Genomic DNA, 12,066 nt, shown 5'->3' on the forward strand with positions numbered 1-12,066 from the left:
CGCCTTCGCCTGGAAGACGCCGCCCTTCACCGACTTACGATCAGAAAGCGTAGGTCAGGTTCAGCATGTACATGCGACCGGTCTCAACATAACCGCCCTTGCGGTCGTTCGATAGGTACGCCTTGCGTTCGCTTGTGGTCGCCCAGTAATTGTGCTCGTCAAACAGGTTTTCCACCGATGCACCGACGGTGAGCCCCGAAGGCAGCGAATAGTTGACGATCAGGTTCGCCTTAGACACCGGCTGGATATAGGTGTCCGGCCGATCGGATCGCAGATCGTACAGCCGGTCGCCGGTGTAGTTGTAGTTGAGTTCGGCATAGATCCCGGCGTGGCCGTAGAACAGCGCGGCATTGTACATGACGCGCGGCGCCTGCGGCATTCGCTGGTTGCGATCCTGACCGTTGACGAACACCTTGGCGTCAGCACGCTGCAACGTGACGTTGCCCTGGAGACCCAGGCCCGAGAGCCATTCAGGCAGGCCTTTCAGGCTGTAGCGGCCGAACAGCTCGACTCCGTAGACCTTACCGGTGGCATCGGTCGACAGCCGTGAGACTTCGACGCCACCCTGCTCTTCCGACTGGGGCGCACCCCAGATGTTGTAATCGCCGCCCGCGTTGGTCGTGCCGGTCGAGAACAGCACGTGCTTCAGCTTTTTGTAATAGGGACTGATCGAGAAGAAGTCCGTGCCGGAGCCCTGGATTTCGAGCGAGGTGTCGAAGTTCCAGGATTCCTGGGCGTCGAGATCGGGGTTCGGCAGGAAGATACCGGTGACTTCACCCACATCGTTGCGATTGATCCGCGTCGGCCCCAGCAGCAGGTCAAATGCCGGGCGCGAATAGCTTTTGCGAACAGAAGCTCGCACGACGACGCCGTCGCTCGGGCGGTAATTAGCGATGACGCCGGGCAGCCACTGATCGTAATTGCGATTGGAGGTGACGAAGCCGGCGGTGGTACCCTGATCCTGCCAGTAGGTGCCTTCGAATCGATTGTACTCGTAACGCACACCGGGCACGACCTGAAGTTCGCCGAACTGGAGCGTCGCCATGGCATAAGCGCCGATCCGGTTCTCGGTGCCGTCCAGCCGGTTCTCGCGAAGTTTGTTCGGGTCGAGCGATGCCAGCTTCGGCGTGGACAGCCGCCTTACCTGATCCTCAATGAATTTGGTGTCGACCAGCTTGATCGGCACCTGCGCCGACCCGTGCATGAACCCGCCCAGCAACTCGCCCGGTAGATCAGCGATCGACGGCCCGGTCGCGGCGTAGCGCGGCGAGTTCGCGCCCGTGCTGGTCAGGAAGGTATATTGCAGCGCGCCGTCATCGCCCAGGCTGTTGGAATAACGCTTGGCATCTTCGACCTTGGCGCCAGCGGCGATGGAGACCAGGCCCTGATCGGCATGGTGCCAGGCCGCGTCGAACCCGCCCTCGAGGCGGCGTTCCCACGCGTTTTCAAACTGCTGCGTGACATACCATTGTTTGAGCGTGGAGAGATCCGTCAGGGTCGCACGTGCGGCGTCGGTCAGCACGACCTGCGGGCTGGTCCTGTCGCCGATCGCCGTCACCATGCGATAGGCCGCCAGACCGGTGTTGGTCGGCGTCCCGATATAGGGGCGACCCGAGAACCCGGACTGGATGCGCAGCGGGTAATCCTGTTCGCCCCGCGAATAGGCGCCATGATAGTCGAACGTGAAGTTGCCGACCTTCGACTGCCCGCCCAGCTTGGTGCTGAACAGCTCCTGGTTCGAATGTTCGGTGCGGAAATAATGCGTCGCGGTAAGCCCATAATCGGCACGGAAGCCCGCCGCGTCGTAACTGCCCCTGTTGTTTGGGTTAGGATTGATCTGGTCGGGAGCAAGGTCGGTCTGACGCAGCGCGGTTTGATCCATCCAGCTCTTGAGATTGTACCGGCCATAGGTCGAGCGAAGGTACAGGCTGATATTCTCTCCATCCCAGTCGAGGTTAAGCGTGCCGCCCAGTCGCTCAATACGATTGCGGAACGCTTGCCACTGCACTCCGCGCGGGGTCAGATTGTCTAGATTGTTACGGATCATGCCGGGGATATTGTTGTTATACTTCTCCCAGTCGTGCTGCATGGCGGTCGATTCGCCCAAAACGTGCTTCACGCCGTAATAGGCCGAAGCAAAGACGCCGAAATCGCCGAAGCGGTGTGCGGCTTCAAGCTGAACGCTGCCGCCCAGCCCATCCTGGTCGCGTGCCATGGCCCGACCGGCGGCTTGTCCCTGTGCACGGACCTGGAAGTGATGCTCCGGCAGGTCGAACGCGGTGGCGGTGCGCAGGTCGATCAGGCCTGCGATGGCATCGCCATCGAAGTTGGCGGTCGGCGCCTTGTCCACCCGCACACTGGCGAGCGCGAACGGAGAGAGCAGGTTCATCGAAATGGCGCGAGTACGCGCATCGGTCTGCGCCAGCCGCACGCCGTCGAGCAAATAGGCGTTGTAGGAGGTGTCGAGACCGCGGATCGAAAGATACTGCGCCTCACCCGTTCCGGCCGCGTTGCGCGACTGGTCGACTGAAGAGTTGACGCCGGGCAGGCGGGTGAGGAGGTCGGCCAGGTTCTGCTGCGGCTGGGCGCGCAGTTCCTCGCCCGACACGATGGTGGCGAACGACTGGCTCTTGACCTGCTCGTCCTGTGCGTTGCGAACCGTATCGCGGCGGCCGTGGATGACGATTTCGTCAGCGGACGGCGCATCGGTGCTGTTCCCCGGCGTCGTTTGCGGCTCTTCTCCGATCGGATCGGCCCATGCGGCAACAGGCACGAGCAGAGCGACCGATGTCCCGCACAGCAAATGGATCGCGCAAATGCGCGTTTTCGATATTCTCATGGTGTTCCCCCCGGGATGTTGGCCTGTTGGCCTGTTGGCCTGTCGTCGGAGGCCCCTAAGGAGGTCAAATGACAGAGTGGAGACGGATCGGCGACAAGACCGATATAGCGATCGCCGAAGGCGCCCCGAGGTCGCCGGATGAGCATTTTGCCGCGCGTCATGGCCGCGTGCTTGCCTGGCTGTCATCGTGGTGACTCTTCGGCAACGTACCGGAGATCAATGAAATACCGATCACGCTTGCTCATCGTGGCTGCTGCGCTGGGCACGCTCGTCGCCTCAAGCTCGGCCACAGCACGCCCCTTGATCGTCGTCGACCAGGCAATCCTCGTGATGCGGCACGGCATCCGCGCACCCCTGGCGGGCGAGGTGCCAGACGGCACCCGCACCGGGCAGCCGTGGCCGCGATGGTCGGTGGCGGAAAGCCGCATAACCGATCACGGCAAGGCCGCCTTGATGCGCGTCGCGGAAGAGGATCGCCGGCGATTCGCAGCACAGGGGCTGATCGGGACCACCCGTTGTCCTGCGGCCGGCAGCGTGACCATCCACACCAACACCTCCGATCGCACCATCGTCAGCGGCATGGCCTATGCGCAGGGACTGGCACACGGATGCTCGCTTGCAGTCCATCATCTGCCGCTCGACCGGGTCGACCCTATCTTTGAGCCACTGCGCGCAGGTACCACGTCGTTCGACGCCCAAGCGGCAATCGCATCCATCAACCGCAACATTGGTGGCATGCAGGCGCTCGCCGCGGGTCACGCGAGCGACCTTGCCTTGCTTGATGGCGTGCTGGCTTGCAGCCCGCGCGGCAGCGGCTGCGCTCCGGAACAGGAGGCCCAGGTTACGGCCTCCCGAGACGGCAAAGGTATCGACCTCGCGGGACCGATCCGGACCACGTCGGGAATCGCGCAGGTCCTGCTGCTGCAATATGTGGAAGGGCTGCCGCTGCAGTCGGTCGGCTGGGGACGGGTGGACGCTGCAAAACTACGGAAACTGGGCGCCCTGCACGCGGCGTTGTTCGATGTGTTCACCCGTCCGCCGTACATGGCCGCGCACCAGGCATCTTCGCTGGGGCGCGACGTGCTCGACACGCTGGCCGCACCCGACGGGCCGCAGCTGCGCGTCCTGATGGGGCACGATACCAATGTGACAGCGCTGGCTGCCGTGCTGCGGGTGGATCTCACTGCGCCCGGCTACGCGACGAACGATGTGGCGCCAGGCGGCGCGATCCTAATCGAACGGGGACATGACCCTAGTGGTACCCGCTATGTGCGCATGTTCTATCGCACGCAATCGCCCCGTGCCTTGCGGACCGGTGCACGTACAGTGGACCGTACGCCGCTACCTGTTCCCAGTTGCACGCAAGGAAGGAACGGCTGGTGCTCGCTGGCGAAGTTCACGGAGCTGCTCAGCGCGAATCTGGGTCCGTCGGCTTCCGCAAGCGTGAGACCGGCATCAGCAAGATCGGCTCCTCGGTAGCCACGAGGGTACAACGGCAAAGTCCCGTGATGCAGCGACCTCCCATTGGGCTGTAAGTCTGAAGCGAATCGCCGTTTTCTGCCTTCTAGAAATCATTGTTGAACCGGACAGCGTGATGCCATCGTGGCCTGGCGCGCGCCCGGCATGGATGCCGACCCCGAACGGGAGCTGAGCCGCGTCCTCGCCCGGATGAGCGCCCCGGGCGCTTGATCACGATCCTGCCCGGGCCAACGCCCGGGCAGGTCGTTGCCGCCAGGGCTGTCGCAGAAGTGCTAGTTGTCGGGCGGCGCGTACGTCTCGCCTCGTGAGATAGCGGAACCGCTGAAGACGGGATCGTTTGATGTCGCACGATCTTCTGCCCGGCATGCATTCGATGAGAGGGAAGCCGAGAATGCTGGCGTAGCCCGATGATATCAGTGCCGAGCAACAAGGAACACGATGATGCGGTTAGTTGGATGGGTGACGAGTGCGGCGCTCGCGCTCGGTGGATGTGCGACAACTGCAAGGGTGGCTGAACCGCGAACGGCGGTCACTTCACAGACGCAGATCCGGAGCATCACCTATGCGGCGACGCCCTGTCACGGGTTCTGCCCGGTCTATACCGTGACCATCGGCGCCGATGGCGCCGGCGTCTTCACCGGCATCCGCAACACCGCGATGATCGGAGAGCGCCGCTTTACGGCAACGCCAGCTCAAGCCGCCGAGTTCTTCAAACGGCTGCAACCCTATCTCCCCACAGGCGAACTGCTGCTTTCCGGCCCCGACAACTGCAAGACCTATGCGACCGACCTGCCTTCGACCGATGTGAAATGGACCGGCGCGAACGGATCGGGGCACCTGCTGTACGATCATGGCTGCGATCGCGAAGAGCACCGCGCGCTGGCGGGCGCGCTACGCGCCGCGCCGCAGGCGCTGCCGATCGCCGAACTGATCGGTCAGCGCTGAAGCGGCTCCTCGCGAGACCCGTTGGCGCCTTCGTTGTGCAACAGGTGGGTCGGGAGCATAATGTCTGCGGTCGAGAATGTCGCCGACGTCTAGGGCCCGCAGACCCAGTCGCCCCGAACTTCAGCAAGCTCGCGACCGTCACGTTCGTAGCGCAGCGTCCCCGGTCGAGCCGGTGACTCGCCTCCACCCTTCGCTGGTCCCGTCAAGGCGATCCGGACTTTGGCGCCTTCACCGGTGAACGTTGCACCCTTCAACATCGCGTTGAAGCCGCCAGGCTGCGACACACGCATCACCGTGCCACCGGCAGCGACGATCGCCTCAGCCGGCACCTTGGACCCGACGTCCCCTGCAGCCACCAGCATGGTCGCTGCGCCGGCCTGCGACATGAAGCTGCAGCGAAGCTCGCCGGACAATGCCGCGTCTCCCATGTCTGCCTGCGAAAGAGGCCGCAGGCCCGGCTGCGCTCCGGCTCCGTCAGGAGAACGCGGGTCTGCGACAGGGGAGACCGCTGTCGTTGGTACCGTGCCGTTCGATGGGGCACTGACATTGGTGTCCCCCTCAATTGGCATCGACGTGCCGGACGAGTTTTCCCGGCCATTGGTTGAAGATTCCGTCCCATTGCAGGCGGTCAGCATAAGGCTCGTCGCCAATATGATGATGCTGGAGCGTGATCCGATCATGCGTTCTCCTGGTGCGCGTTGGCGAACCCGTACCATCCCGCTGCCCTAGGTAGAAGTTCGCTTCCGCCTGAGGTTGGGACAACACCGCCCCCGCGCTGCATTGCATGCCCGGGATGGCGACCGTCCTAACGTCGCGAAAGTGCCGAGTTTCGGACGTCGCGTATGTCGCTGATCTTGCGACAGCGAAATGGCTTAAACTGGTAGACTTCCCCCGGAAGGTCTCCGAGAAGTGGAGGGGATCGTTGCGCCATTTCCGCTTCACCACGCTCCCGAAACGATGGTGAACCGGGACGGCTAGCCGTTTAGTGAATCGTAGGTTTAGTGGCTGACAGCCATCGGCAACGATATCGAGGCTCATGATGTGGTCGACGTCAGATCAATCGACGCATCCACGTCGGCCAGCAGACGTCTGAGCGCCGGCACCAGGTGGTCACGCTCTGGGCGTATCGGGCACGCTGCGCTATGCCGAGCTGGCGAGGCAGCTGGAAGGGGTCACGCAGCGTATGCTGACCCGATCGCTGCGTCACCTGGAACGCGATGGCCTTATCGTACGCCGGGATCATGGCGAGGTTCCGCCGCGGGTCGATTACACGCTTACACCCTTGGGCCGCGGATTGCTCGTGGGGATGATGCCGCTTTGGACGTGGATCATCGACAATGCCCCGGCGTTCAGGGCAGCCCGCGACCGCTTTGACCTTGACCTTGATGCATCTGATGCCAGCCCGACCGCAGAAGCTCGGAGCATTCCCGATTAGGAAGCAGTAGCGGGGTACCGGGGCGCTACGTCGCGAAAGTGCTGAGTTTCGAGCGTCTCGTATGTCGCCGCTTTTGCGACAGCGGCATGTCTGTTGTTGGGTGGTAAGCGGGCATTCGCAGCAGAGCCTCAGCCTCGCTGAACGGTTCCCTGCGTGGCGGCGGTCTCAGCCGCTGAGACGTGGAGGACGTAGAGGATCAATCCAGACGCGTCGGACACGTCCACCTGCCAATCTTGATCCATCCATATCAGGGCTGCGTGATCCTTCAGCAACTCGCCCACAAATCGTGCCATCTCTATGCGGAGGTCGCCGTGAGTCTCCCGCTCGACGCTCAGAGTGGTCGCCATGTGTGACGCCGTTCGGACGTTCATACTGTAAACAGGCATGAAGGCGCTCCAAAAACCGGCGCGGGCGCCCAGCTAAAGCGATGAACTTACGACCACTGCTCAGGTTTCCTTGTCGGTGGAGTTCGACCACGACCTGGGCCCTATGTCCGCAAGTGGGGCGCCAACAGTCGTTGTTCCGATCACGACGCGAGTGGTCAATCTCCCGGGGAAGCCGGGGTGGATCGGCGGCGACTTGGCGCGACCACCCGAAGTGACGACCATCCTCCGCCGATCCGCTTTCCTTCGATCATGGATCGCCCGCTATCGCAAGCATGATGTCCGCTATTGGGCGGAAGCGGAACGGCGGCTTTTAGGGACGAACGGTCCAGACCGGACGCTCACGGTCGAGATCGACCTGCGTCGGCTCCGATGAATGCGCGGCTATGTCGCCGTGTTGCATCGCAGCAAAGATCCGTTACAAGCGGTTTAGAGAACGTAGGCTCCACCACCCTATCTTAGTCTGAGCGCAGCTACCGGTTCGGGGTGTGCGCCACGCAAGGCAATGATGGTGATAGTGACATGAACGCGATGCCTGGTCTCAAAGCATCCCTGTTCTACCTCTGCTTTGGCTTGTCGGTTCTCGCCTTCCTGGTCGCGCTGGAACGCCCAGGATGGTTCAGCGAGCGCCCAGCGGCGATAATTGCCGGTACCGCGGCCAAGCTTGAGGCCGAGGCGATTAGCGACCGAGCACAGCCTGTTACGGTCCAACGCCTGAGCTGACCGGTCTGGTCATACTCTCAAGATGCTGGCGAGCACCGCTTCTGCGGTCTTGCCCACACCAACGCGGAGCCTCAACCCGATCCTCCCTCTCCTCTCCCCTGCGCCTCGTGCTGTACCGGCCAGAGTGGTGCGCGACGTCTTCGTACCTCGAAGCTTCAGCTCAAGCCGCGCGTGGACGAGGAGCTAATGCTCGGCCGACCCGTTTGGGCCGCACTAACACCGCTAGTGCCTTCTGGCGGGATCGTCAGATCAGAACAGGGTGTGCAGTCACCGTCCCTGAGCGGCGGCCTTCCATTCCATTGCGACGCGCAGCCGGCTTTCGATGCTGGGATGATCGTAGAAGATAACCTCCTCGAGCCGACTGGGACTCGGCGCTCTGTATGACGTGGTAGCAAGCAGTGCGCGTGCCGCTCCGTCTGGCTCTCTTGCCAGATTGAGGCCGTATGCATCGGCATCCCTTTCCACAAGGCGCATGACGGTGTTCACGACCGGCGTGGTCACCAGGGTGAAGACAGCTGATATCGCGAGAAGGACCGGTATGCCGGAAGCATCGGAAATGCCGCCGACGCCTCCGCCGCCCAGGAGGCGCAGAGCGGTCGGAAACGCGAACGCCGCCATGATCAAGCCGATGCATGAAAGGAGCGCCACTGCACCGGCCAGAATAAGAAGATGGTGATGTTTGTAGTGGCCGATCTCATGCGCGACCACGGCGCGGATAGCAGGTATGTCGACCGGGTCGCGCATCACCGTATCACTCAGCGCGATCCTTGCGGTTCCGCCAACACCGGTGACGCTCGCAGTGTAGCGGTCGGTCTGCTTCGATCCGTCGTAGATGACGATCTCCTCGCCCGACAGGCTCGCCTGACGAGCCAGATCCGTCACGACGTCATGCACCACCCCCGGCTGTAATGGCTCGTAGCGATTGAACAGACCGGCGGCATACGGAGCGAATACAGTCGCAAGAGCGATCAACAACGCAAGCAGTGCCGAGCTCCACATCCACCATCTTTGTTTGGCACGTCGAATGATGACGTAGAGCGGGATGAATAGGAGGCCCCCGACCAGTGCCCCCGCCACCGCCGTGATGAACGATTGCGTCAGCCAGGCACCGGTGGTGAGATTGGAGAGGCCATAGGACCGCTCCCTCACGAGATCCGCATAGAACGTCCACGGCATCAGGAGCAGCGCCTGAAGGAGAAGAGCAGCGAAACCCGTTGCGAACACGGCAAAGTTCTGACGGTTCCGACTCCCCGTCATCGCAGCGATCCGAGGGAGGATCCCGGATCGGAGTATGATCAGGCAGGCCACAACGGCAGCGAGCTTGCCGATAACAAGCACCCAGTGGGAGCCCTGCGTGTAGTGCGCAGCCGTTTCGACTGCACCTTTCGGCAGCTTGGCCAAGTAAGCGGCAGTGGCACCAGTCGGGTCCAGCGCGGTGTTCATTCGGAATTTCCTCTCAGTGCGAGCCGTCGACCCGTGTCGAACCGCATCCAAAGATGTCGGCAGCTGATGATCATGATGTCCGCCTCGTCGGGACCAACCCGCAAGAGGAATGGCAGGAGTGCCCGCGCTCCACGCCCCAGCTTCCCCGTCACGAGATCAGAACCCGGACGGCGCGCCGGCTGCCCGAACGGGAGCCAAGCGAGAGGAAGGTGACGGTGACCAGCCCGCTCGCGATAATCGACCAGGTGTCGTCGCCGACCATAGCCTCCATCAGCAACCAGGCCGAGACGGCCAACGCGACCGCAGCAGACGCGAACAGGTATTCGGGAGCCGATTGAACGGCAACTTCGCTTCGTTTCGCCATCAGCTTCTCCATGGACGAGAGATTGGCGAAAGATGACGAACCAGCTCAAAGGCGTGAATCACACGTGCGACTAGGATGGGCATACCCGGGTATGCCAAGTCGGCACGGCAAGAGGCCTCTGCACTTATGCGCGCAGAGGCCCTTGGTCGCTGCTGCGAACGGCACGGCACCTCGCTTCAACGCGACTTACCGCCGCAGCCAGCGTATGGGAGCTTTACGCGGAACACCGTGCCTCCCCCAATGTGGGGAAGCGCCATTATGCGCCCGCCATGAGCCTCAACGATGCTCTTCGCAACCGAAAGCCCCATTCCCATGCCGTCGCGCTTGGTGGTGAAGAAGGCCTCGAAGATTCGGTCGCCCTTGTCAGCGAAGCCGGGACCGGTGTCCGCCACCTCCAGCATCTGCCCCGCGTCGCAACTGTAGGAGCGCACCGTGATCCTGCGTGACCCATCGGGCTGGCCCTCCATGGCCTGCGCGGCATTGACGATCAGGTTGATCATCACTTGCTGGAGCTGAATGCGGTCCGCCAGCAACGGCGGCATGACAGGGGCGAGGGACAGCGAGAGAGATGCGCCCAAGGCGGAGGTCTGCCGGCTTGTGATCTCGACAGCCTCCTCGATCATGTGGTTCACGCAGAACCTTGTGCGGGACGAGTTGTCTTTGACCGCCATTCGCCGCGTGCGAGCGATGATCTCGGATGCACGCGTCGCTTCGCCCATGATGCGGGAGATCGCCAACCTCGTCTCCTCGACGTTCGGCTCGGCTCTGCTCAGCCAGCGAAGAGCGGCATTTCCATTCGCCACGACGGCTGCAAGCGGCTGATTCACCTCATGGGCTATCGACGCCATGAGCTCACCCAAGGTGGCGACACGAGCTGCGTGAGCGAGATCGGCCTGGGCCTTCGCTAGCTCCCGCTCCTTTGCGATCCGCTGAGAAATGTCGACAAGCCCGACGACGACGATGACCTCCTCGTCCGGAGCCTTGGGGAAGGCGCAGCTCAGGAGGACATCGAGGTCGCTCCCGTCCTCGCGCCGAATAACGGTCTCGGTTTCGTAGCTCTCGTCCCCCCGCAGGTAGGCGAGCAGGTTGCGATTCCAAGCCTCCAGGCTCTCGTCAGAACACCAGCGACCCAACGGGCTCCCGACCGCTGATCCGCGATCGATCCCGAGCATGCGGCACGCCTTCTCGTTCAGATCCAGGGTGGGGGTCACCTCAAGCGCACGTCGGACGATGGAGGTATCCTCCTCGACCTGCGCTATCAGTTCCTCCACCTCATCCGACAGTTCAGCGAGCATCGCCCTCATGTTGGATAGGTCGATCTCCAGAAATCCCATCGCCGTCCCGTCGAAGACGCTTCGGAAGCGGTGCTGATCATGCGTGCGGTCGAAGACGAGGGTGTGGAACCCTTCGAACCCTTCAGGGCCGAACCTCGCCACATAGCGGATCGCCCCATGCCGCCAGCCCCCTTGCCGATGTGGCACTGCAGCCTCGAAGGAGACCTGCTCGCCCTCCGCCACGCGCTTCAGATGCGGGAGGCGCTCCAGATACGCTTCGTTTCCCAGGAACTCCCGCATGTGCACGCCGACAAGCTCCTCGGGGGACCTTCCATACCACAGCAGGTGATGCTCGTTCGCATAGCGGCAGATGTGGTCCGCATCGAAGAACGAGATCAGCGCCGGCACGGCATCGGTCGTGGAACGCTGATACTCCGCGACCGTCGAGTGCGAGGTGACATCATCCATGCGTATAGGTCCCGTTGACGGCGGTGCCGGCGATGGTCACGTTCGAATGATCATGCAGGCGATTGACAAGAAGAACGAAAGCGCTGTTCCCGTGGTCTTCATCGTTGAGGACGATGCAGGGCTTCGCGAGGGGCTCGATGCACTGTTCCGCTCGGTCGGCTACCGCACCGAACAGTTCGGATCCGCCGGCGAGTTCATGCAGTCCGGCCGGACGCGAAGCGCTGGATGCCTCGTCCTCGACGTGCGCCTTCCGGGCCTGAGCGGGTTGGACTTTCAGGAGAAGCTGGCGGACGCCGGCATCACGATGCCCGTCATCCTCATGACCGGACACGGAGACATCCCCATGACCGTGCGGGGAATGAAGGCAGGCGCCGTGGACTTCCTGCCCAAGCCATTCCGTGAGCAGGACATGCTCGACGCCGTCGCGACCGCTCTCGCCCGCGACGCAGCCGAGCGGGAGGCGCGAAGGGAGAACGAGGAACTTCGCGAGCGGGCGGGATCGCTCAGCGCCCGCGAACGCGAGGTCATGGTCCGAGTGGCGAAGGGCAAGATGAACAAGCAGATCGCCTTCGAGCTTGGAGTCAGTGAAATCACCGTCAAGATCCACCGGGGCAACGCCATGCGGAAGCTCGGCGCCCGGACGCTCGCCGACTTCATCGGAATGGTGAACTCCCTGAACCTCAGTCCTTAGAGCAGGTCCGGCTGCCCGCCTG

General features: G+C 62.8%; 12 protein-coding genes. 6 read left to right on the forward strand and 6 right to left on the reverse strand.

Annotated features, from left to right (window positions below; translation table 11 throughout):
- Window positions 1-40: 40 nt before the first annotated feature.
- The gene (locus FHT02_RS14940) at window positions 41-2,839 is read right to left on the reverse strand and encodes a TonB-dependent receptor (protein WP_184089291.1); all 2,799 of its coding nucleotides are present in this window, start codon (window positions 2,837-2,839) and stop codon (window positions 41-43) included.
- 68 nt (window positions 2,840-2,907) lie between these two features.
- Here FHT02_RS14940 and FHT02_RS21940 point away from each other — a divergent pair, with 68 nt between their 5' ends.
- From FHT02_RS21940 to FHT02_RS14950, 3 genes are all read left to right on the forward strand, one after another.
- Entirely contained in the window at window positions 2,908-3,033 is a 126-nt protein-coding gene (locus FHT02_RS21940) for a hypothetical protein (RefSeq protein WP_281393224.1), read from the forward strand.
- 52 nt (window positions 3,034-3,085) lie between these two features.
- On the forward strand, window positions 3,086-4,318 hold the full coding sequence (locus FHT02_RS14945; RefSeq protein ID WP_343056969.1) for a histidine-type phosphatase: 1,233 nt from the start codon (window positions 3,086-3,088) through the stop codon (window positions 4,316-4,318).
- A 507-nt stretch (window positions 4,319-4,825) separates the two neighbouring features.
- The gene (locus FHT02_RS14950; protein ID WP_184089297.1) at window positions 4,826-5,263 is read left to right on the forward strand and encodes a DUF6438 domain-containing protein; all 438 of its coding nucleotides are present in this window, start codon (window positions 4,826-4,828) and stop codon (window positions 5,261-5,263) included.
- An 89-nt stretch (window positions 5,264-5,352) separates the two neighbouring features.
- Here the strand turns inward: FHT02_RS14950 and FHT02_RS14955 are convergent, their stop codons facing one another.
- Window positions 5,353-5,691, reverse strand: coding sequence for a hypothetical protein (locus tag FHT02_RS14955; protein WP_184089300.1), 339 nt, complete (start codon window positions 5,689-5,691; stop codon window positions 5,353-5,355).
- A gap of 707 nt (window positions 5,692-6,398) precedes the next feature.
- Between FHT02_RS14955 and FHT02_RS14960 the strand changes: the two genes are divergently transcribed.
- The gene (locus FHT02_RS14960) at window positions 6,399-6,698 is read left to right on the forward strand and encodes a winged helix-turn-helix transcriptional regulator (protein WP_425506445.1); all 300 of its coding nucleotides are present in this window, start codon (window positions 6,399-6,401) and stop codon (window positions 6,696-6,698) included.
- A gap of 128 nt (window positions 6,699-6,826) precedes the next feature.
- Here the strand turns inward: FHT02_RS14960 and FHT02_RS14965 are convergent, their stop codons facing one another.
- On the reverse strand, window positions 6,827-7,045 hold the full coding sequence (locus tag FHT02_RS14965) for a DUF6894 family protein (protein WP_184089302.1): 219 nt from the start codon (window positions 7,043-7,045) through the stop codon (window positions 6,827-6,829).
- A gap of 558 nt (window positions 7,046-7,603) precedes the next feature.
- On the opposite strand from FHT02_RS14965, the gene FHT02_RS14970 reads away from it, so the two are divergent.
- Window positions 7,604-7,804 (forward strand): hypothetical protein, encoded by a 201-nt coding sequence (locus FHT02_RS14970; RefSeq protein ID WP_184089305.1) that lies wholly within the window; start codon window positions 7,604-7,606, stop codon window positions 7,802-7,804.
- Between the two features lie 267 nt (window positions 7,805-8,071).
- Here FHT02_RS14970 and FHT02_RS14975 read toward each other — a convergent pair whose 3' ends face one another.
- The 3 genes from FHT02_RS14975 to FHT02_RS14985 form a co-directional block, all read right to left on the reverse strand.
- Window positions 8,072-9,247 (reverse strand): M48 family metalloprotease, encoded by a 1,176-nt coding sequence (locus FHT02_RS14975; RefSeq protein ID WP_184089307.1) that lies wholly within the window; start codon window positions 9,245-9,247, stop codon window positions 8,072-8,074.
- A 148-nt stretch (window positions 9,248-9,395) separates the two neighbouring features.
- The gene (locus FHT02_RS14980) at window positions 9,396-9,623 is read right to left on the reverse strand and encodes a hypothetical protein (protein ID WP_184089310.1); all 228 of its coding nucleotides are present in this window, start codon (window positions 9,621-9,623) and stop codon (window positions 9,396-9,398) included.
- A 164-nt stretch (window positions 9,624-9,787) separates the two neighbouring features.
- The gene (locus FHT02_RS14985; protein WP_184089313.1) at window positions 9,788-11,353 is read right to left on the reverse strand and encodes a sensor histidine kinase; all 1,566 of its coding nucleotides are present in this window, start codon (window positions 11,351-11,353) and stop codon (window positions 9,788-9,790) included.
- On the opposite strand from FHT02_RS14985, the gene FHT02_RS14990 reads away from it, so the two are divergent.
- A complete protein-coding gene (locus tag FHT02_RS14990; RefSeq protein WP_343056958.1) occupies window positions 11,352-12,044 on the forward strand; it encodes a response regulator transcription factor in 693 nt (230 codons plus the stop codon). The genes FHT02_RS14985 and FHT02_RS14990 overlap by 2 nt on opposite strands.
- The last annotated feature ends 22 nt before the right edge of the window (window positions 12,045-12,066 follow it).

The sequence above is a fragment of the Sphingomonas xinjiangensis genome, assembly GCF_014199255.1.
Classification (GTDB): Bacteria; Pseudomonadota; Alphaproteobacteria; order Sphingomonadales; family Sphingomonadaceae; genus Sphingomonas; species Sphingomonas xinjiangensis.